General features: G+C 32.3%; 16 protein-coding genes. 11 read left to right on the top strand and 5 right to left on the bottom strand.

The features are described from left to right. Positions 1-44: 44 nt before the first annotated feature. A complete protein-coding gene (locus tag Y10_RS10325; protein ID WP_281765306.1) occupies positions 45-554 on the bottom strand; it encodes a hypothetical protein in 510 nt (169 codons plus the stop codon). A 178-nt stretch (positions 555-732) separates the two neighbouring features. On the opposite strand from Y10_RS10325, the gene ychF reads away from it, so the two are divergent. The 4 genes from ychF (at position 733) to Y10_RS10305 (ending at position 8,724) form a co-directional block, all read left to right on the top strand. After that, entirely contained in the window at positions 733-1,824 is a 1,092-nt protein-coding gene (ychF, locus tag Y10_RS10320) for a redox-regulated ATPase YchF (protein WP_281765305.1), read from the top strand. 131 nt (positions 1,825-1,955) lie between these two features. Further along, the gene (locus Y10_RS10315) at positions 1,956-4,157 is read left to right on the top strand and encodes a tetratricopeptide repeat-containing hybrid sensor histidine kinase/response regulator (protein WP_281765304.1); all 2,202 of its coding nucleotides are present in this window, start codon (positions 1,956-1,958) and stop codon (positions 4,155-4,157) included. A gap of 100 nt (positions 4,158-4,257) precedes the next feature. Beyond that, positions 4,258-6,114: a DNA topoisomerase IV subunit B gene (locus Y10_RS10310; RefSeq protein ID WP_281765303.1), complete on the top strand. Its 1,857-nt coding sequence runs from the start codon at positions 4,258-4,260 to the stop codon at positions 6,112-6,114. A 36-nt stretch (positions 6,115-6,150) separates the two neighbouring features. Then, on the top strand, positions 6,151-8,724 hold the full coding sequence (locus tag Y10_RS10305; RefSeq protein ID WP_281765302.1) for a DNA gyrase/topoisomerase IV subunit A: 2,574 nt from the start codon (positions 6,151-6,153) through the stop codon (positions 8,722-8,724). Here Y10_RS10305 and Y10_RS10300 read toward each other — a convergent pair. From Y10_RS10300 to Y10_RS10290, 3 genes are all read right to left on the bottom strand, one after another. Next, positions 8,721-9,632: a hypothetical protein gene (locus Y10_RS10300; RefSeq protein ID WP_281765301.1), complete on the bottom strand. Its 912-nt coding sequence runs from the start codon at positions 9,630-9,632 to the stop codon at positions 8,721-8,723. The genes Y10_RS10305 and Y10_RS10300 overlap by 4 nt on opposite strands. A gap of 77 nt (positions 9,633-9,709) precedes the next feature. Then, positions 9,710-11,236, bottom strand: a complete 1,527-nt coding sequence (locus Y10_RS10295) for a glycosyltransferase family 39 protein (protein WP_281765300.1) — start codon at positions 11,234-11,236, stop codon at positions 9,710-9,712. Positions 11,237-11,420: 184 nt separating this feature from the next. Then, entirely contained in the window at positions 11,421-11,642 is a 222-nt protein-coding gene (locus Y10_RS10290; protein ID WP_281765299.1) for a hypothetical protein, read from the bottom strand. 446 nt (positions 11,643-12,088) lie between these two features. Here Y10_RS10290 and Y10_RS10285 point away from each other — a divergent pair, with 446 nt between their 5' ends. Next, positions 12,089-12,697 carry a hypothetical protein gene (locus Y10_RS10285; RefSeq protein WP_281765298.1) on the top strand — a complete coding sequence of 203 codons (609 nt, stop codon included), beginning with the start codon at positions 12,089-12,091 and terminating at the stop codon, positions 12,695-12,697. Between the two features lie 10 nt (positions 12,698-12,707). Here the strand turns inward: Y10_RS10285 and Y10_RS10280 are convergent, their stop codons facing one another. After that, positions 12,708-13,217 carry a ClbS/DfsB family four-helix bundle protein gene (locus Y10_RS10280; RefSeq protein ID WP_281765297.1) on the bottom strand — a complete coding sequence of 170 codons (510 nt, stop codon included), beginning with the start codon at positions 13,215-13,217 and terminating at the stop codon, positions 12,708-12,710. 266 nt (positions 13,218-13,483) lie between these two features. Between Y10_RS10280 and Y10_RS10275 the strand changes: the two genes are divergently transcribed. The 6 genes from Y10_RS10275 (at position 13,484) to Y10_RS10250 (ending at position 21,707) form a co-directional block, all read left to right on the top strand. Continuing rightward, entirely contained in the window at positions 13,484-13,858 is a 375-nt protein-coding gene (locus Y10_RS10275) for a hypothetical protein (protein ID WP_281765296.1), read from the top strand. 174 nt (positions 13,859-14,032) lie between these two features. Continuing rightward, on the top strand, positions 14,033-15,121 hold the full coding sequence (locus Y10_RS10270) for an efflux RND transporter periplasmic adaptor subunit (RefSeq protein WP_281765295.1): 1,089 nt from the start codon (positions 14,033-14,035) through the stop codon (positions 15,119-15,121). 23 nt (positions 15,122-15,144) lie between these two features. Further along, positions 15,145-18,315: an efflux RND transporter permease subunit gene (locus Y10_RS10265; RefSeq protein ID WP_281765294.1), complete on the top strand. Its 3,171-nt coding sequence runs from the start codon at positions 15,145-15,147 to the stop codon at positions 18,313-18,315. Next, on the top strand, positions 18,302-19,741 hold the full coding sequence (locus Y10_RS10260; RefSeq protein ID WP_281765293.1) for a TolC family protein: 1,440 nt from the start codon (positions 18,302-18,304) through the stop codon (positions 19,739-19,741). Before Y10_RS10265 ends, Y10_RS10260 begins: the two co-directional genes overlap by 14 nt. 164 nt (positions 19,742-19,905) lie before the next feature. Then, the gene (locus Y10_RS10255) at positions 19,906-20,901 is read left to right on the top strand and encodes a glycoside hydrolase family 43 protein (protein WP_281765292.1); all 996 of its coding nucleotides are present in this window, start codon (positions 19,906-19,908) and stop codon (positions 20,899-20,901) included. A 152-nt stretch (positions 20,902-21,053) separates the two neighbouring features. Continuing rightward, entirely contained in the window at positions 21,054-21,707 is a 654-nt protein-coding gene (locus Y10_RS10250) for a hypothetical protein (protein ID WP_281765291.1), read from the top strand. Positions 21,708-21,787: the final 80 nt, after the last annotated feature.

Raw genomic sequence — 21,787 nt, 5'->3', positions numbered from 1 at the left:
ATTGATGACAAGCGGTTTTTTTAATCAACCAACCAACTTTATCTTTATTTAGAATAGATTTCTGTTTTTTTAATCCCCGATGTACTATCGGTATATTCTACACAAATTTTTCCTTGTTTTGTAAAGTAACAAACACTGTTATTAGGGTCATTTTCTAATGTATATGTTTTATTATTTGCCCGAGTAATGGTTTTAGAGCTTTTATTTTGCAACTTATAAGTTTCATTACCTTGCTCAAAATAGGTCTCAACTTCTTTAGAAACTATCTCATCACCATCTTTAAGAACCGTTGTTTTTGTAACCTTTGTAGGGCCAACTTTAAAGTCTTGATTTACTTTATTTTTATCCTTTTGGTTTAGCATTAACGCATTTTGCCTTTGTATGGTAACCTCTTTTTGTAATTTTTGAACTTCTTTACCATTGTTAACTTCAATAGTAGTTACTTCTGTTTCAGTGGTAATACCTTTGTTTGGGTCTTGTTCTTCTTGCGAAAAAGCATGTGCCGTAAAAAGAAAAGCCCCAATAAGCATTAAAATTTTCAATTTCTTTTTCATAGTATTTTTCTTTTACTTGGTAAAAGTAGCAAAGGCGTTTAGCTTTTAATTTCAAAAGCTTGTTAATAAAACTTAAGTGTTTGTTAATCATTTTAGTCTCTAATAGTGTAAGTAAGTGTATTTTGTATATAGCTATTGAATAAAGAAATGTATATTTGCGGCGACTAAAATTAATAAGATGAAAGCCGGAATCGTAGGATTACCAAATGTTGGTAAATCAACATTATTTAATTGTTTATCTAGTGCTAAAGCCCAGAGTGCTAATTTTCCGTTTTGTACTATAGAACCTAATTTAGGAGTTGTTAATGTACCTGATGAACGTTTAGAGAAATTAGAAGAATTAGTAAACCCAGAAAGAGTTCAGCCTGCTACAGTAGAGATTGTAGATATTGCTGGTTTAGTAAGAGGTGCTAGTAAAGGAGAAGGATTAGGAAACCAGTTTTTAGGAAATATTAGAGAATGTAATGCCATTATTCACGTATTACGTTGTTTTGAAAATGATAATATAGTTCACGTAGATGGTAGTGTAGATCCTATTAGAGATAAAGAAACTATTGATATAGAACTTCAATTAAAAGACCTTGAAACAGTAGATAAAAGACTTGAAAAAGTTAATAGAGCTGCTAAGACAGGTGATAAAGATGCTCAAAAAGAACAAGCTACGTTACAAAAATTCAAGCAAGCACTAGAAAGTGGTATTTCGGCAAGAGGTGTTGAAGTTGATGAAGATGAGGCTTTATTAATGAAGGGTTTTCAATTATTAACAGCAAAACCTATCTTATATGTTTGTAATGTAGATGAAGCATCTGCAAAAGACGGTAATGCATTTGTAGAAACTGTAAAAGAAGCTGTAAAAGATGAAAACGCAGAAGTTATTGTTTTAGCAGTAGCAACTGAAGCTGATATAGCAGAGTTAGAGTCTTATGAAGAACGTCAGATTTTTTTAGAAGATATAGGACTTACAGAGCCTGGTGTATCGCGTTTAATTAGAGCGGCGTATACGTTATTAGACTTACAAACATATTTTACTGCAGGAGTAAAAGAAGTTAGAGCTTGGACTATACCAGTAGGTGCAACAGCACCACAAGCAGCTGGAGTTATTCATACCGATTTTGAAAAAGGATTTATTAGAGCAGAAGTGATAGCTTATAATGATTATGTTTCTTTTGGGAGTGAAAATAAGGTGAAGGAAGCCGGAAAAATGAGAGTTGAAGGAAAAGAATATATAGTTAAAGATGGTGATATAATGCACTTCAGATTTAATGTATAACAGTATGGAAAATCGCCTTTTAGGCGATTTTTTTATATTTAATGAGTATTTGTTTTAAAATTATTGTTTTTTTACTCTTTTATATTTTTGTGTGAATTAGTAAATCATTTCTTTCTATCCCTCTTGTAAGAATGAAAAACTTTTATCTTTTTTTATGTTTACTTCTATGTGCCTTTGGTAGCAGTTTTGCAGAGCCTTATAGTAAAGACTCGTTGAATATTATATTACAACAGGGGTATGACTATATGGATAAAAAAGATTATATAGAATCTGTAAAGTCTGGAAGGTTATTATTAGAGCAAGCTTATAAAGAAGGAGATAGTGTTTTTATAGCAGAAGCATATTATCTTTTAGCACTAAATGATGAGTATATTGAAGAATATTCTCGAGCAAAAGATAAATATCTCAAAACACTTGATATAGCTGAAAAAATAAAGGATTCACTTTTTATTATAGATATCTATAATGGTTTAGGTAACATTGCATCACTTCATGATAAAGACCATAAAAAATCGAAAGAGTTTTATCTGCAAGCTCTGGATATTTGTGAAAAAATGAGAGTTAAAAATAGAATGACCTACGTAATTAATTTATGTTGGGAATATCTTGATTTAAAAGAATACGATTCTATAACTACTTATTTACCATCTTTTGATGTGTATTTTCAGGAGAATGAACTAAAGTCCAATATAGATATAGATGGAACCAAATGTCATTCTTATTATGTTTTAGGAAGATATTATGGTGAAAAAGGGGAGGTAGAAAAAGGATTAAATTATCTTGATAAAGCTTTAACTTATGTAGATAAATATCAGTTAGATGACGAAGCGGCTGACGTTTACGAGGAACAGGTAAAACTGTATAAACAAATAGGAGATAAGCAAAAGGCATTTGAGGCTTTACAGAATTATGTTGCTACCTATAAAAAGATTAATGATCTCTCTATGCTAAAAAAAATGCAAATAGAAGAGGTTAAGTATAAAGTAGAAGAATACCAACGTACCATAGAAATTGCAGAGAAAGAGAAGCAACTAGCTGATGCTGAAGCTGCCTCTAGCGCTAAACTGAATAGGGTTTATATGGTAGTATCCTTTTTATTGTTAATTTTATTAGGTTTTATTTTAAGAGAGAATATTGTAAAAAAGCGCCTTATTACAGATTTAAATGAGAATAATAAACAGTTAATAGAAGCCAAAAAACAAGCCTCTCTAGCAGCGGAAGCAAAATCTAATTTTGTTTCAAATATTAGTCATGAATTAAGAACTCCACTGCATGGGGTTACAGGTATTACATCTTTATTACTAGCTGAAAAAGAAATATCTAGTAAGAACAGACAGTTGTTAGAAAGCTTAAAGTTTTCAGGAGACTATTTACTAGGGTTAATAAATAATGTTTTATTGTTAAGTAAAATAGATAACAATAAAGTAAAGGTATTACCTAAAGAATTTAATATTCATAATTTCTTTGATAACATCAAGCATTCTATAGAGTATTCTGCCACAAAGCATAATGTAGCAGTTTCTTTTGTAGTGGGAGAAGAGATACCTAAAATTATAGTTTTAGATGAAAGTATTCTTTCAGAGGTTTTAATTAATCTAATGGAGAATGCTATAAAATTTTCTAAAAATGGAAGGGTTGTTGTTGAAGTAAAAAAGGGGCCAGAGCTAAGATTAGAAGACAAAAAAATGAGAATTCGTTTTGCTGTTAAAGATGATGGAAAAGGCATTCCTGAAGATCAGAAAAAGCAGATATTTCAGAAATTTTCTCAGATAAGTGAGAATCAGAGTATCATGGAAGGAGCTGGTTTAGGGTTATCCATTGTTAAAAGTTTATTAGAGCAAATGGGAAGTTCTATACATTTAAAAAGTAAAGAAGGTTTGGGGACCATATTTTATTTTGATTTAGTGGCAGGTATTGTAGAAGACGAAAAGTGTAGAAAAGCAAATAGTGAAGAAGCATATAAATCTAAATTCGTAGATAAGAAAATACTTCTTGTGGAAGACAATGAAATTAATAAATTGGTTTTAAACAAGTTTCTAAGTATTTACAATGTAAATTTAGATGTTTATTCTAATGGAAATGAAGGATTAGAAGCTATTAAAGCATCTGATTATGATTTAGCTCTTTTAGATATTAATGTACCTGGCTTAAATGGGTATGAAATAACGAGAAGCGTTAGAGAATTTGATAAAGAATTACCAATTGTTGCAGTAACAGCCTCAGAATTAAGTGAGATAGAAGACATAGCAATGGAAGCAGGAATGGATGATATTTTAATAAAACCCTTTAACAAAAATAAATTGTTAGAAATTTTAATCAAGTATCTTGCTTAAATAATGCTTTTTGTTAATTACTTTACATAAACACCTCTTTTAATAATTGTTCATAAATAGTATATTAGCAACGCACATCTATATATACTCTACTTAATTTATGGCGGAAACTCAATATACAGAAGATAATATACGTTCGTTAGACTGGAAAGAACATATTAGAATGCGTCCTGGTATGTACATTGGTAAACTGGGCGACGGTTCTTCGGCAGATGATGGAATCTATATACTTTTAAAAGAGGTACTTGACAATAGTATTGATGAGTTTGTAATGGGCTCAGGTAAAACTATTGAAATTTCTGTACAAGAAAGTAAAGTTACCGTTAGAGATTACGGGCGAGGTATTCCTTTAGGGAAAGTGGTAGATGTGGTATCTAAAATGAATACCGGTGGTAAGTATGATAGTAGAGCTTTCAAAAAATCGGTAGGATTAAATGGTGTAGGTACCAAGGCTGTTAATGCATTATCTACTTTCTTTAAAGTAGAATCGGTTAGAGACGGGCAATCCAAAACTGCCGAATTTGCTCAGGGTAATTTGGTTACTGAAGAAAATCCGGTAGAAACTACTAAAAGAAAGGGTACTAAGGTTACCTTTATTCCTGATAATAGTATTTTTAAAAATTATCGTTTTAGACATGAGTATATAGAGCGTATGCTTAAAAACTATGTTTATCTGAATCCAGGATTAACGATTGTTTTTAATGGAGAGAAATTTTATTCTGAAAATGGATTAAAGGATTTATTACTTGACAATAACAACGAAGAAGATTTTCTTTATCCTATTGTTCATTTAAGAGGAGATGATATTGAAATTGCTATTACACACAGTAGATCTCAGTATTCTGAAGAGTATTATTCTTTTGTAAACGGGCAAAACACAACACAGGGAGGTACACACCTTACAGCTTTTAGAGAGGCTATCGTAAGAACTGTAAGAGAATTTTACGGAAAAAATTATGATGCATCTGATATTAGAAAATCTATTATAGGGGCAATTTCTATTAAAGTAATGGAGCCTGTTTTTGAAAGTCAGACAAAAACTAAATTAGGTTCTACAGACATGGGAGGTGATTTACCAACCGTGCGAACTTATATTAATGATTTTGTAAAAACTAAGTTCGATAACTTTTTACATAAGAACCAAGAAACGGCAGAGAAGTTACAACGCAAAATCATTCAAGCAGAGAAAGAGCGAAAGGAACTTTCAGGAATACGAAAATTAGCTAAAGAACGTGCTAAAAAAGCAAGTTTACACAATAAAAAATTACGTGATTGTAGGGTACACCTAACAGAATCTAAGAAAGATAGATACTTAGAATCTACGTTGTTTATTACGGAGGGAGATTCTGCATCTGGAAGTATAACCAAATCTAGAGACGTAAATACGCAAGCAGTATTCAGTTTGCGTGGTAAGCCTTTGAATACCTATGGTATGACAAAGAAAATTGTTTATGAAAATGAAGAGTTTAATTTGTTACAAGCGGCTTTAAATATAGAAGAGTCTATGGAGGATCTGCGTTACAATAACATTGTAATAGCAACAGATGCCGATGTAGATGGTATGCATATTCGTTTGCTGTTGATAACATTTTTTCTTCAGTTTTTCCCAGAACTAATTAAAGAAGGGCATTTGTATATTTTGCAAACACCTTTGTTTAGGGTTCGTAATAAAAAGGAAACTATTTACTGTTATAGTGAAGAAGAAAAGGTGCAAGCTATTGATAAGTTACGAGGCAAACCAGAGATAACCCGATTTAAAGGTTTGGGTGAAATTTCACCTGATGAGTTTAAGCATTTTATTGGAGATAACATAAGGTTAGACCCAGTGATGTTAGATAAAGCTATTACTATAGAAGAATTATTAAGTTTTTATATGGGTAAAAATACACCCGATAGACAGGATTTTATTATCAAAAACTTGAAAGTAGAACTAGATTTACTTGAAGGAGAATCCTAAAAAGTATTTATAACCTAAAACCTATTTTAATCATCAATGAGTACCGACCATTCTGAAGAACTAAATTCTAACGATAACTCAAAAAAAGAAGAACAAGATAGCATAAAGCGTATTACCGGTATGTATGAAGACTGGTTTTTAGATTATGCTTCTTATGTTATTCTTGAACGTGCTGTGCCAGCCATCGAAGACGGATTTAAACCGGTTCAACGAAGAATAATGCATTCTTTAAAAGAGTTAGATGATGGTAGGTACAATAAGGTAGCTAATATTGTTGGGCATACCATGCAATATCACCCGCACGGTGATGCAAGTATTGCAGATGCAATGGTGCAAATTGGGCAGAAGGATTTATTGATAGATACGCAGGGGAACTGGGGTAACATACTTACAGGTGATGGTGCTGCGGCATCTAGATATATAGAGGCTAGATTGTCTAAGTTTGGTTTAGAGGTTGTTTATAGCCCTAAAATTACAGAATGGCAGGCTAGTTATGATGGTAGAAAAAAAGAACCCGTAAACCTACCCGTTAAATTCCCATTATTGTTAGCACAGGGAGCAGAGGGTATTGCCGTAGGTTTGTCTACAAAAATATTACCTCATAACTTCCTTGAACTTATAGATGCTTCTATAAAGCATTTAAAGGGGAAAAGGTTTGATTTATATCCTGATTTTCCAACGGGAGGAGTTATGGATGTTTCTAATTATAATGATGGTTTAAGAGGAGGAAAGGTTAGAGTACGGGCAAAAATTAATCAACTAGATAAAAACACGTTGGTAATTAATGAAATACCTTACTCTACAACTACTTCTTCGTTAATTGACTCTATTCTAAAAGCAAATGATAAGGGTAAAATAAAAATCAAGAAGATTGAGGATAATACAGCTGCGGAAGTTGAAATATTAGTACACTTACCAAATGGTATATCACCTGATAAAACTATTGATGCACTATATGCTTTCACAGCGTGTGAAAGTTCTATCTCACCTTTAGGTTGTATTATTGATAATAATAGTCCTTTATTTATTGGAGTGTCTGAAATGTTACGAAGATCTACTGATAATACGGTACAACTACTAAAACAAGAGTTAGAGGTACAGTTAGGAGAGTATGAAGATCAGTGGCACTTTGCTTCTTTAGAAAGAATTTTTATAGAAAATAAAATCTATAGAGATATAGAAGAAGAAGAAACTTGGGAAGGGGTAATTAAGGCCATTGATAAAGGGTTAAAACCACATATAGGTCATTTAAAAAGACCTGTTGTTGAAGAGGATATTGTTAGGCTTACAGAGATTAGAATTAAAAGAATTTCTAAATTTGATATTAATAAAGCTCAGCAATTAATAGATGCTTTAGAAGAAAAAATAGCGCAAGTAAAATATAATTTAGAGCATTTAATAGATTTTACTATAGACTATTTTACAAATCTTAAGAAAACTTATGGTCAAGGTAAAGAACGTAAGACAGAGATTAAGCACTTTGATAATATAGAAGCTACTAAGGTAGTTATAAGAAATAATAAGCTTTATGTGAATAGAGCTGAAGGGTTTATAGGTACTTCTTTAAGAAAGGATGAATACGTTACAGATTGTAGTGATATTGACGATATAATTGTATTTACTGCAAACGGAAAAATGCAAGTAACAAAAGTTGCTGATAAAACTTATATTGATAAAGAGATAATTCATGTAGCTGTATTTAAAAAAGGAGATAAAAGAACCATTTATAATATGATTTATAAAGATGGTAAAAACGGACCATCTTATATAAAACGTTTTAACGTTACTAGTGTTACTAGAGATAGAGAGTATGATTTAACTCAGGGCAAACCAGGAAGTAGAGTATTGCACTTCACTGCAAACCCTAATGGAGAGGCAGAGGTAGTTACTATTCATTTACGTGCTGTTAGTAGTGTTAGATTACTTAAATGGGATGTTGATTTTGCCGATATTCTTATTAAAGGTAGGGCGTCTAAAGGAAACATAGTTTCTAAAAATAGCGTTAAACGTGTAGATTTTAAAGAAAAGGGTATTTCTACATTAAAGCCACGTAAAATTTGGTTTGATCCTGTTGTTAGAAGATTAAACGTAGATGAGAGAGGAGATCTTTTAGGAGAGTTTAAAGGAGAAGATAAATTATTGATTATTAGAAAAAATGGTATTGTTAAAACCGTAACACCAGAAATGACGTTACATTTTGACAATGACATGATAGTGTTAGAAAAGTGGGTGCCTGAAAAACCAATTTCAGTTATTTATTTTGATGGCGAGAAAGAGAAATATTACCTGAAACGTTTTTTGATAGAGAACGATAGTAAAGAGGAACTTGTAATCTCTGAACACCCTAAAACTACATTGGAGTCAGTAACTACAGATTGGCGACCTGTAGCTGAAATTGAGTTTGTAAAACCTAGAGGTAAAGACCCTAAACCTAATCTAACAGTTGATATGGAAGAGTTTATAGCTGTGAAAGGAATAAAAGCTCTTGGCAATCAATTGACAGCGGATAAAATAAAAAATATTCATATGCTTGATCCGCTACCTTATGAAGTTCCTGAACCGGAACCAGAAGAAGAGGATGAAGATACGCAAGGAGATTTATTCTCTTAAAGATTAATGAGACAACTCATTCTTAATGAAGAATATTCAAAATCTCTAAGCCCTTGTTGAAAACGTATATCAAAGTTAAGTTTAGAATTAAAAGTACTTGTTAGTGTTGCTCTATAGACCAGAGGATGGTCTTCATTACCAATATAACCTTGGTAGCCACCTAGCGCATTTGTAAACTTAACTTTTTTCATGTTTGTATCCACACCAATTCCGTAAAGTAGGCAATCATTTTGTCTGTATACGGTATGAAAAGTTTGATAAACATATAACCCAGCAATTCCGTGAGGTCTTATACTTTCAATAAAACCATTGGTAGGCAAGGTTTTTCCTAAAGCAAAGTAAAATGAATATCCAGGGGTATCGGTATAGCGCATACCTCTTAAATTAGATCCTGAAGCTGTTTTTAAATTGATAGATAAAACTATATCTGGCCATAGTTTATGGTTTTCTAGTAACTGAATATTTGTAGCTATGTTAAGATCGCCAATAGCCGTACCTTTTCCATCGTAATCCATAGCTTTTCTTAAGTCTCTGGTTTCCATGTCCATTTTGTAATGTTCATAGGGCACCATATTAATACTTAGCCCAACTCTTTTACTAAATAAGGGTACATATAATTCTACATATCCATTTTGTGTATCATCACCTTCACTAAAATGAATTTCACCCCCAGCTTTTATATAACTTTTTTCAGGTAATTTACCATTTAAAATTTCGGGTACAGGCAATGCATTTGGGCCCATATATGCAGGAGAAATGGGTAAAATTTTAGTATAATCACCAGAGTAATTATGTAACTCATACCACCATGAATATTGATTTGCTTGCGCAAAAACAGTAGCATTACATAATAAAAATAAGGTTGTGAAAACTGATAAGAGAGCAAGCCTATGGGTAGAAGTACTCATATTTTTTCTTTATATAGGTTAATTTTTATACGAAATATAGGAAAATTATAGGTATATGCTGCATAAAAATTCAAAACTTAGTTGTTCTGCTTTTTATAATCTATAATCTCCTCTTTTAGTCTTTCAGATATATTAATAGATGCTTTTTCAAATACAAAAATGGTAGTACCATGCTCTCTTGCATATTTGTTAGTAATGGAGTCTGCTATGTACGATTTCTCAAAGTAAGGACTTGTAACTTGCATTTCATCATCTAAATTTTGTTGAGATTTAATACGTATAAAATTTTTGTAAGGTTTATTTAATTGAAACCAATTGATATAGTCTGCTTCAAAAGTATTTGCTTTGAGTCTGTTATTGGTATAATAGTTAATAGCGCCTGCTTGTCCGTAATTATCACATAAGATTAAAGTAGCGTTAGAGTTTGGCAGTTTATCATATGCATCTGCTACTTTTGTGGCCAATTCTTTCCAACCTAACATATCCGCATAATCTTGTGGTATTTCATGGTCTTTTCCGTCTTCCCAGCGTAGTAACCCATAATCTTTATAAATATTAGAATGTTTTGCAATATAATCCGCTGATTGATTAGGAAAAGCAATAGTGTACATAGGGAAAAAGATAGCAACAGGAATGGCAATTAATAGTAAACTTATATAGTTTCGTTTATTCTTTTCAAGGAGGTTGGTTAAATAAACAGCACCAAAAGCAATATATATTGGGTATAACCCAATTGCATAATAGTCTTTTGCTTTGAAATATGTAAATATGAGCAATATGGTTATAAAAGTTAACCCCAAAAACTTATATTTTTTAAAGGGAGCATATAGAAACAAGGCAATAAGTGAAGCTAAGATAACAAGTAACGATCCTGTAAAAAATGAGATTTGTCCTAGTAAAAAGTCTAGCCTATTTACATGTATTAATTGTGTTTTAGAAAGTACCTTCATATGGGTAACTACAGGAAAATTGTTTTGATACTGCCAATATAGATTAGGAGTAATCAATATAAGGGCTAATAGAATAGCTAAGTATATTTCACGCTTTGTAAAAATACACCTAGCTTTTGTAGCTAATAGGGCAGGTGTTACCCCTAGTACAAGAAACAATATGTTATACTTATTTAGGAAGCCAATTGCAAAAATAATTGCGGTAAAATATATGTATTTAGGTTTATTAGTGTATATGTAAGAAATTAGAAAATAGAAGAAGCCGGTCCAACATAATACGTCTAAGGAATTAGGCTGATATAATGTATTAAGCCTTAACAAAGCAGAAAATAATATACAGCAAGAGCCTAATATAAGAGCGTATAGGTTACCGTTTAGTCTTTTTATGGTTTTCCATACAAATAAGATGGTAAGTGCACCATACATGGCAGGGAAAAATTTAACCCAGAAAACAGAATTACCTAATAGATAAATACATAAAGAGGTGATGGAAGTTATTGGAGGAACAGATGCATACCCTAAAGCTAAATGATGAGCTTGATCTAGGTGTAAATATTCGTCTCTGTGTAATTCATATTCAGGTGCAATAAGTGTAAATTGAAGGATAAATTTGATTAATACTGTACTTAATAAAATTATGGTTTCTTTTTTCATAAAGTAACTATTGATGTATAATAGTCTTGAAGGAGCTTATTATGTTACAATATAAATTAAAAAGTAAGTAGGATAAATTTATATCAGTTCTGATTCAAGTTCTGAATATTTAAATTTGGAGATGACTTAAAGGTTTTAAATAAAAAGGCTTCCAAAATATAGGAAGCCCTTGCCTTAAATTGAATTATAGTACACTGCAACAGGTGGTACCTGAAACATATCCTAAGCATTGAAAATTTTCATCTCCAAGACCTGGAAACATACATTCTCCTGAACCTAAATCGGTATAGTCACTTACACATCTACCAGCACAAGGTTGTTTTCCTGGTTTAGTGCTTACTCCTCCTTGGATACTTCTTTGTTCTTCTTTAGATAATGCTTGACCAAGATTTAGTAATTTTTTCATAATTAAAATTTTAAAAGGTTATTATATTCTTGATTGTTTTAGGACACTCAAGATTTGTGTCCAGTATTATTATACTAGTGTTTAGAGTAATCTAATACGGATTACATCTCAATTTTTTGAGTTAATCTTAAATGAGGGTATGTGCAAAAAACAATAGCTTAATCTTTTTGTAAAAGACTAAGATTTTTAATTATCGCGTTAATTCTGTGAGGGTATGTAGCTTTTATGCTACATCTAAATATAGTAATATTATTTAAATAAAATAAGATTTTATTTAAAATTTAAATTTATGGATGTTAAAAAAGCGAAGCGTTTAAAGGCCTATTTTTTATTACAACGTTATAATTCTGATAAAAATCATTGATTGAAAACCAATAGTTGAGAACCTAAAAACAGCACAGAAAACAGTAGTACATTTGGGTAAAACTAACTAGCATAACAGTCAAATGAAAATAAATTACTACCTAGTAAGTATGCTACTTTTACTTTCAAGTAGCATACTTTTTTCTCAGAATGAAGCTTCAGAACTTTTAGGAAAAGAATCTGTAAAAAACTCGGTAAGATTGAGTGTAGGTATTGGTCATGCACATATTAAAAAGGGAGTTCAGTACGATGATTACGGAATTTCATTAGCTTCTTTTTACTTAGATGCAGATTATTGGGTTAGTAATAGATTGGCTTTTGGCTTACAAACAGATCTTATTTTAGAAGATTATTTAGTAGAACAGCATTTAGAAGAAGGTGAAAGTAAAACGCATGAGCGTAATAGCCCTATTGCTATTATTCCTGTGGCTGTTTATAGACCGTTTGATCATATTTTATTAATAGGAGGGTATGGACTTGAATTTAGTGAAGAAGAAAATTTTTCAATGGCCAGAGCAGGCATAGAATATGGTATTGAACTACCACGAAAGTTTGAATTTGGAGTTTCTTTAATTTACGACGTAAAAATTGAAGCTTATGATACTTGGGTTTTTGGAGTAGGTATTAGTAAGTTTTTTGGAGGTAATGAACATCATCATGCTGAAGAAAAAGAAGAATTAACTGCTTTATAAGCGTATCTATTTACCGCAGATGCTCTTGTAATCCTTTTTTAATAAGTTTTATTGCCCAGTTGTAGTGGCTAGAGCAGTTTGCTCTAATGTAGGTAGCAACTGAAGAAGAACCTGTCCAATTGTATTTCTTTTTTTCAAAAAGTTCTTCATTGGTATGACTTTGAATTATAGAAAGCATCTTTTGGTGAGATTCATTAAGCAGATTTAGCACTTTTTCTAATGTATAGGTTTGGTATAATTCCCAGATTTGTAAATTCAATTCTTTAGTTTGTTTCCATTTATATCCTTTTTGGGGCATCGCTGGTTTTTCATTATCCATACCTGTATAGTACCAATTAGTGAAAAGTAATTGCCAGTGATACAAGTGTCCTATCACGTCTCTAATATTTCTATTCATTGTACCTTCAGTAAACTCCATATTTCTTTTCTGTGTAGGAATGGAATGGATTAATGTGAGAAGTTTGTCGTAGTTTTCTTCTGACTGCTTTACTAATGAAATTTTATCTATAGGAATTGGCATTGCTTGATTTTTAGTGATTTAAGAGGTTTCGTTTTTTGTTAAAAAAAATATAAACGTACTCAGAGAGGGGGTAAGTATCGAAAATATTATTTCATTTGCACTTCAAAAATAAAATTATTTATACAAGATAATTCAATTAGTACTATAGAATTTCAAGTTATTCTTGGACATTCATGAGTAACAATTTGTTTGTATATACAAGTTTATGTAAGTTTGAACCAATGAAAATGATAATCAAGTATATATTTGCCGTATATTTTCTACTTATGGGATTGGTATCCCATGCGGCAACGTCTTTATTATCAACTCATCAGGTTAATTTATCGGTTTTAAAAGTAGATACAGAAGAAATTTCGTTTCCTTCAACTTTAAAGAAATCAATAGATACAGCGCTTTATAAGAATGATTATTCTAGCATTGAAGATGAAAGAATAGAGCTTATAGAGAATGAAGAAAGAGAAGAAGAAATAACAGAAGGTTATACAGACTTTCACTTTGATTCACATTCAATTCTTCCCTTTTATACCTACCTAATAAGATATCTTTCACCAAGTTTTAATGGTACTGAAGCATATCAGGAAGATTTCCTGAAGACACTTACTACTAAAAAGTATATTATTCTGTGTGTCTACAGAATATGATGTAATCTTATCAATTAAGGGGTAATTACGCCCTTTTTTATCCTTAAGTATATTGCTATAAATGATATGTTCATTTCAAACATATTCTTATACGAATATGCTTTAAGGTTATTTTATCTACCAAACAAATTTTAGTAAACCATTTTAACATCAACCGCTTTAAAGCAAATCATTATGAAGAAACATTTCATGGTTATGGGCTTGTGTGCACTCTTGTGTTATACAACCAGTTGTACTTCTGAAAAAGAAAAAGTAAAAGAAGAAACAGCAGACTATTTAGTTACAAGCCCTTTACAGAAAGATACCCTTATTACCGAAAATTATGTATGTAACGTACGTTCTATTCAGCATATAGAACTAAGAGCCCAAGAAAGAGGGTACTTAGAAAAAATATATGTAGATGAGGGAGAACATGTAAAAAAAGGTCAGCTTTTGTTTAAAATTATGCCTTCACTATACGAAGCTGAATTACAAAGAGCACAAGCAGAAGCAGACTTTGCAAAAATAGAATATGAAAACACTAAAAAATTAGCCGATAGTAATGTAGTTGCACCCAATGAGTTAGCAATGGCTAAAGCCAAATTTGATAAAGCAAATGCTGAATTATCGCTTTCTCAGGTTCATTTGCAGTTTACAGAAATACGTGCTCCTTTTGATGGGATTATTGATAGATTTCATGTAAGACTTGGTAGTTTGGTGGATGAAGGAGAGTTACTTTCAAGTTTATCAGACAATAGTCAAATGTGGGTATACTTTAATGTACCGGAAGCTGAATATTTAGATTATAAGACCAAAGTAGGTAAAGACAACCCTATAAAAGTACACCTGCTCATGGCAAATAATAAAGTTTTTAAATATGATGGTGAAGTAGAAACCATTGAGGCTGAGTTTAATAATGAAACTGGTAATATCTCCTTTAGAGCTACCTTCCCAAACCCCGATGGATTATTAAGACATGGAGAAACAGGAAACATTTTAATGCCAGTACCAGTAGACAAGGCTATTTTAATTCCGCAAAAAGCAACTTTTGAAGTACTTGACAAAAAGTATGTTTTTGTGGTAGGTGATGATGATGTGGTGAAAACAAAAGAAATTACCGTTAATCAGGAATTAGAAGATTTATATGCCGTAGGTAACGGACTTTCTGTAAAAGATAAAATACTTCTTGAAGGTATTAGAAAGGTGCGAGACAATGATAAAATTGAATTTACCTATGAAGAGCCTCAAGAAGTTCTTTCTCATCTGAAACTTTATGCTGAATAATCTAACACGTTAAAAAATATAATATGTTTAATAAATTTATTCATAGACCAGTACTTGCTATGGCAATATCGCTCGTAATTATTTTTATGGGGATACTGGCTATCAATAATTTACCAACCTCACAGTTCCCTTCTATAGCACCACCGCGTGTAGTGGTAAGTATTGCTTATCCTGGGGCTAGTGCAGATGTATTGGTAAAATCGGTACTTATTCCTTTGGAGAAATCAATTAACGGTACTCCGGGAATGAAATATATGACCTCTGATGCAACCAGTGCAGGGGAAGCAACAATTCAAGTAGTATTTAACTTGGGTACAGACCCCAATCAAGCCGTTGTAAATGTTAAAAATAGAATTGAGCAAGTATCTAACCGTTTACCTGAACTGGTGCAACGGGAAGGGATTATTGTAAATAAGGCACAACCCAACATGCTTATGTATGTGAACTTGTATAGTAATGATAAAAATTCTGATCAGAAGTTTTTGTATAACTATGCTAGTGTAAACATTCTCCCAGAACTGAAACGTTTAAATGGGGTAGGTAGTGCCAAAATATTGGGTAGTAGACAATATGCTATGCGTATTTGGTTAAAACCTGATAGAATGAGAGCTTATAATGTTTCTACAGATGAAGTTATGGAAGCTTTAGAGTCTCAAAGTATCATTGGGTCTCCTGGTAGAATAGGTAGAAGTTCAGGTAAAAAGTCGCAATCACTGGAGTATGTATTAACCTATGGTGGCCGATATAATGAAACGGAACAATATGAAAATGTAATTATTAGAGCCAATGCAGATGGTGAGATATTGCATTTAAAAGATGTAGCAGATGTAGAGTTAGGAAGTGAGTTTTATGATATTTACTCAAATCTTGATAATCATCCATCGGCAGCAATAACGTTAAAGCAAACTTATGGAAGTAATGCAAATGATGTTATTGAGGAAGTTAAAGAAAAACTAGCTGAAATTAAAGAATCATCTTTTCCTCCAGGAATGGATTATCAAATTAGTTATGACGTATCTAATTTCTTAGATGCCTCTATTGAAAAGGTAGTACATACCTTGGGTGAAGCTTTTATTTTGGTTGCTATTGTGGTGTTTCTTTTCTTAGGAGATTTACGTTCAACGTTAATCCCAGCCATTGCAGTACCCGTTTCTTTGGTAGGAGCCTTTATATTTATGCAGTTTTTTGGGCTTACCATTAACTTAATTACCTTGTTTGCTTTAGTATTAGCTATTGGTGTGGTAGTAGATGATGCTATTGTAGTGGTAGAGGCAGTACATGCCAAGATGGAAGAAGAACATCTCTCGCCCTATAAAGCGGTGCAAAAAGTATTGCATGAAATTAGTGGGGCTGTAATTGCAATTACTTTATTAATGGCAGCGGTGTTTGTGCCAGTATCTTTTATGACGGGGCCTGTGGGTATTTTCTATAGACAATTCTCTATAACTATGGCAACCTCTATTGTATTGTCTGGTTTAGTAGCATTAACACTTACTCCGGTTTTATGTGCCATGATTTTAAAAAATAACCATGGTAAGCCAAGAAAGAAAACACCTGTTAATAGGTTTATAGATTGGTTTAACGGAAGATTTAATAAACTGAATGGAAAATATGCTATTTTCTTAGAAAAAATTGTAAACCGAAGATTGGTAACGTTTGGTTTGTTAATTGCCTTTTGTGGAGGAATTTGGGTAACCACCAAAAGTTTACCAGGAGGGTTTATTCCAGCGGAAGATCAGGGAATGATTTATGCTATTATTCAGACACCTCCAGGATCTACTTTAGAACGTACCAATGATATTGCTAGAGAGCTACAAGAAATAGCAGAACATGTAGAGGGTATTCAATCGGTATCTGCTTTAGCAGGGTATGAAGTACTTACAGAAGGTAGAGGGTCTAATGCAGGTACGTGTTTAATTAACCTTAAAAACTGGGATGATAGAAAACATACGGCAGTTCAAATTATTGAAGAACTTGAAGAGAAAGCAGGAGAGATACCAGGGGCTACTATAGAATTTTTTCAACCACCGGCAGTACCTGGTTATGGAGCAGCAGGAGGTTTTAGTTTACGTTTGTTAGATAAAACTAACTCTGGCGATTACAAAGCTTTTGAGAAAGTAAACGATAACTTCATGGATGCTTTGAGAGAAAGAAAAGAGTTATCAGGTTTATTTACCTTCTTTGCTGCAGATTACCCTCAGTACGAATTAGAGATTGACAACCAAGCTGCCATGCAAAAAGGGGTATCTATTGCCAAAGCAATGGACAACCTTTCTATTTTAATAGGTAGTACCTACGAGCTCGGTTTTATAAAATTTGGTAGTTTTTATAAAGTATATGTGCAGGCTGCACCAGAATACAGAAGGCTGCCAGATGATATTATGAAGCTATATGTTAAGAATGCTCATGATGAAATGGTACCTTATTCTGCCTTTATGAAAATTCATAAAACACAAGGATTAAATGAGATTACACGCTATAATATGTATACCTCTTCCGCTATTAATGGTTCTCCTTCTGAAGGATACAGTAGTGGTGAGGCTATTAAGGTAATACAGGAAGTGGCAGAGCAAACTTTACCTAGAGGATATGATATAGACTGGTTAGGATTGTCTAAAGATGAAGTTTCTCGTGGTAATGAAGCTATTTACATTTTCTTAATTGTATTAGGCTTTGTTTATATCGTATTGGCAGCACAGTATGAAAGCTTTATACTTCCTTTAGCGGTTATATGTTCATTACCTGCGGGTATTTTTGGATCGTTTTTGTTGCTTAAAATTATGGGCTTAGCTAATGATATTTATGCGCAAGTAGGTTTGGTAATGCTCGTTGGGTTGTTAGGTAAAAATGCAGTTTTAATTGTTGAGTTTGCTGTGCAAAAACGGCAAGAAGGATTATCTATTTTAGAAGCTGCTGTAGAAGGTGCAAAAGTAAGATTTAGACCTATTTTAATGACTTCATTTGCTTTTATTGCCGGATTAATTCCATTAGTAATAGCAACAGGTCCTGGAGCTATTGGTAATAAAACCATTGGAGCTTCTGCAGCAGGAGGGATGTTATTAGGAACCCTATTTGGAGTAATTATAGTACCAGGCTTATATTACATTTTTGGTAGTATAGCAGATGGTAGACATTTAATTAAAGATGAACACGAAAGTCCATTAACTGAAGAAAAAGAATATGAAAACAACTAAAAGATTATATACATACCTTTTTATTCTTGGGGTTGCTACACAATTTACTTCTTGTAAGTTACCGGAAGTAGTTCAAAGAGAAGAGCAAATAAACTTGCCAGAGCAATATGCTGGTAATACTTCAGATACAACAAATGCCTCTGTAGTAAATTGGAAAGATTATTTTAAAGACCCTGATTTAGCAGCTTTAATAAATGTAGCTCTTGAAAATAATCAGGAACTTAATATGACTTTGCAAGAAATTAGAATTGCACAGAGTGAGGTAAAAGCGAAAAAAGGTGAATATTTACCATTTGTTGGTTTGAAAGCTGGAGCAGGGGTAGATAAAAAAGCTAGATATACTAGCCTTGGTGCAAGCGAGGCTACAACTGACATAAGACCTGGAGAAGAAATGCCAGAACCTTTACAAGATTATATGTTTGGTGCGTATGCCTCTTGGGAAGTTGATATTTGGAAAAAATTGAGAAATTCTAAAAAAGCCGCGGTAAGCAGATACTTAGGTTCTGTAGAAGGTAAAAACTTTGTAGTGACTAATTTAATTGCGGAGATAGCTAACTCTTATTATGAATTGTTGGCGTTAGATAATCAATTAGATATTGTAAATCAGAACATATCAATTCAGTCTAATGCTTTGCGCATTGTAAAATTACAAAAAGAAGCGGCTCAGGTTACTGAGTTAGCAGTGCAAAAATTTGAGGCCGAATTGTTAAATAGTAAAAGCTTACAATTTGCTATTAAGCAGTCTATTGTAGAAACCGAAAATAAGATTAATTATTTATTGGGTAGATATCCGCAACACATTCAAAGAAATTCGGATATGTTTTTAGCTTCAGTTCCAGAAACTTTACAGAAAGGAGTTCCGTCTGATTTATTACAAAATCGTCCGGATGTAAGACAAGCAGAGTTTGAGTTGGCAGCATCAAAATTAGATGTAAAAGTAGCTAAAGCTCGTTTTTATCCTTCTTTAGGAATTTCAGCTGGGATAGGTTATCAGGCTTTTAATACGAAGTATCTCTTAAATACACCAGAGTCTCTACTGTATTCTATAGGAGGTGATATTTTAGCTCCGTTAATTAATAGAAATGAGATAAAAGCTACCTATAGTGCTGCAAATGCAAAGCAATTACAAGCAGTTTATAATTATGAGCAAACGGTTTTAAACGCTTACATAGAGGTGGCAAATCAGCTTTCCAAAATTGATAATTTAGAGCAGCGTTATAATTTGAAATCTCAACAAGTAGCTGCATTGACTAAGTCCATTAAAATTTCCAATGATTTATTTAAATCGGCTAGGGCAGATTATATGGAGGTTTTAATGACGCAACGTGATGCCTTAGAGACAAAATTAGAACTTGTTGAAACCAAAATGCAACAATTAAACGCTTCTGTAAACGTATATAGAGCACTAGGAGGGGGATGGCAATAAAAGTTTAAAAGTTAAGTTGTAGTAGTAATATGTAAAGTGGGGCTGTTATCTTATGATAGCAGTCCCACTTTTTTAATTAAATAATTTAAAATAAATAAGTGTGTAATATACATTTATAAAATAATTATTAAATTGCAACTTATTAGCTAATCAAATTTTAATAAATGAAAAAAATAGTATCAGTTATTTTTTTATTTGCAGTATCTCTTGCTATTCTAAGTTGTAATGAAACTGCCAAAAAAGTACAATCAGAAGAATTGAAATATAGTGGTAACCCATTATTTAAAAGTCCACTAACAGCTGACCCTTGTGTAATGGCTTATAAGGACACTTTGTATCTTTTTGCGGGAAGTGACCAAACGCCAGAGGGAAAAGAAGGTTTTAAAATGCATGATTGGTATATTTTTTCTACTACAGATATGGTTAATTGGACGAATCATGGTGTAAAACTCTCAGTAGACAGTTTTGATTGGGCTTCACATAATGCATTTGCTGGTCATTGTGTAGAAAATCATGGTAAATTTTGGTGGTATGTACCAATGGTTCATAAAGATTCTTTAACACGAGTTCATGAGGGGTTTGCAATTGGTGTTGCTGTTGCAGATCATCCTTTAGGACCGTATTCTGATCCCATAGGTAAAGCCATTGTAGTTGATAGCACTAAAAATACAATACCTTTAGATATAGATCCTGCTGTATATGTAGATGATGATGGTGAAGTATATATGTTTTGGGGTTCGTGGGGAGAAGTTAGAATGGTTAAGTTAAAAGATAATATGGTTGAATTAGATGGTCCTATTGAAAATGTAGAAGGATTAACCAATTTCTTTGAAGCACCATTTATTCATAAAAAAGGAGATACTTATTATATGTCATATGCGGCAGCTTATCCATCTAGAACAGATTATGCTACAGCTAAAAGTATAAAAGGCCCATGGACCTATAGGGGAGTTTTAAATGATACATTACCCAATTCTCCTACAAACCACCAGGCTATAGTTAACTTTAAAGGAAACGATTACTTTTTTTATCATAATGCAGGATTGCCTAATGGAGGTCCTTTTAGAAGAAGTGTTTGTGTAGATAAATTGGAATATGATGAAAATGGATTACTAAAAAAAGTAGTAAGAACTGAAAAAGGAGTACCTCAGATTCAATAAACAAATTTAGAGTCGTACATTAAAGCCTTCTTACCAGCGTAAGAAGGCTTTTTTAATTTTTGAATAAGTAAAATTTTGTTAAATTATAAGCTTAAACAACTTGTGGATATGAAATTTTTTTATTTTTACAAATAATTGGAGTTTAGTTATTTATGAAATCGGTTTATTTATCTATATTATTTTTACTTGTATGTATTTCTGTATCAGTTGCTCAGGTAACTGATGGTACTAAGTCTGGTAATTTAAATATTAAAGCTGAAGAGAATACCACTACAACTACAACAGTGGCCCCTAAAGTCAATTTGTCTTTGTTACCTGGCAAACAGCCCACTACACAATCTAATTTTGGAGAAGAAAAGAAGGAAATTTCAATGCTTCCACAAGAAGAGTTTTTAAAAAATACGGGAGATAAGGTAGTAAATAAAGTAAACAAGTCTTTAACAGAAGGCAACGTTGATTTATCGCAGTTTAAAAGAGACCAGTTTTTAGGAGATGTGAGAACTAGTGCTAAAAAACTTAAAATAGTTTGTAGAGACTATCAATACGTTGATGGCGATAGAATAGAAATAGCTTTAAACGATACTGTTGTAAATGCTAATATGCTTTTAGAAGGTAAGTTTAAAGGAGTAGTAGTAGATTTACCTGTTGGTTTAAATAGAATTGATTTTACTGCACTTAATATGGGGTCATCATTTCCTAATACAGCAGAATTGATAATTTTTGATGATAATGAGAATGTACTCTCATCAACCCAATGGAATTTGTACACAGGTTTTAAGGCAACCATTGTTGTTGTTAAAGATTAAACTTGTAAGCATTTTTATTTGAATTGATATTAAATAGGTAGACATTAATTATAATTTTTGCAAAATTAAAGGTTTATAAT

Source organism: Neptunitalea lumnitzerae, assembly GCF_027924185.1.
Lineage (GTDB): Bacteria > Bacteroidota > Bacteroidia > Flavobacteriales > Flavobacteriaceae > Neptunitalea > Neptunitalea lumnitzerae.
The sequence above is the reverse complement of the archived record's forward strand: the minus strand, read 5'-3'. Positions and strand labels throughout refer to the sequence as shown.

Bases quoted from the DNA above. Each gene is read 5' to 3' on its own strand.
- Y10_RS10310 (WP_281765303.1), top strand. From the start codon at position 4,258: ATGGCGGAAACTCAATATACAGAAGATAATATACGTTCGTTAGACTGG.
- Y10_RS10325 (WP_281765306.1), bottom strand. From the start codon at position 554: ATGAAAAAGAAATTGAAAATTTTAATGCTTATTGGGGCTTTTCTTTTT.
- Y10_RS10285 (WP_281765298.1), top strand. From the start codon at position 12,089: ATGAAAATAAATTACTACCTAGTAAGTATGCTACTTTTACTTTCAAGT.
- Y10_RS10305 (WP_281765302.1), top strand. From the start codon at position 6,151: ATGAGTACCGACCATTCTGAAGAACTAAATTCTAACGATAACTCAAAA.
- Y10_RS10315 (WP_281765304.1), top strand. From the start codon at position 1,956: ATGAAAAACTTTTATCTTTTTTTATGTTTACTTCTATGTGCCTTTGGT.
- Y10_RS10280 (WP_281765297.1), bottom strand. From the start codon at position 13,217: ATGCCAATTCCTATAGATAAAATTTCATTAGTAAAGCAGTCAGAAGAA.
- ychF (WP_281765305.1), top strand. From the start codon at position 733: ATGAAAGCCGGAATCGTAGGATTACCAAATGTTGGTAAATCAACATTA.
- Y10_RS10255 (WP_281765292.1), top strand. From the start codon at position 19,906: ATGAAAAAAATAGTATCAGTTATTTTTTTATTTGCAGTATCTCTTGCT.
- Y10_RS10290 (WP_281765299.1), bottom strand. From the start codon at position 11,642: ATGAAAAAATTACTAAATCTTGGTCAAGCATTATCTAAAGAAGAACAA.
- Y10_RS10250 (WP_281765291.1), top strand. From the start codon at position 21,054: ATGAAATCGGTTTATTTATCTATATTATTTTTACTTGTATGTATTTCT.
- Y10_RS10275 (WP_281765296.1), top strand. From the start codon at position 13,484: ATGGGATTGGTATCCCATGCGGCAACGTCTTTATTATCAACTCATCAG.
- Y10_RS10265 (WP_281765294.1), top strand. From the start codon at position 15,145: ATGTTTAATAAATTTATTCATAGACCAGTACTTGCTATGGCAATATCG.
- Y10_RS10295 (WP_281765300.1), bottom strand. From the start codon at position 11,236: ATGAAAAAAGAAACCATAATTTTATTAAGTACAGTATTAATCAAATTT.
- Y10_RS10260 (WP_281765293.1), top strand. From the start codon at position 18,302: ATGAAAACAACTAAAAGATTATATACATACCTTTTTATTCTTGGGGTT.
- Y10_RS10300 (WP_281765301.1), bottom strand. From the start codon at position 9,632: ATGAGTACTTCTACCCATAGGCTTGCTCTCTTATCAGTTTTCACAACC.
- Y10_RS10270 (WP_281765295.1), top strand. From the start codon at position 14,033: ATGAAGAAACATTTCATGGTTATGGGCTTGTGTGCACTCTTGTGTTAT.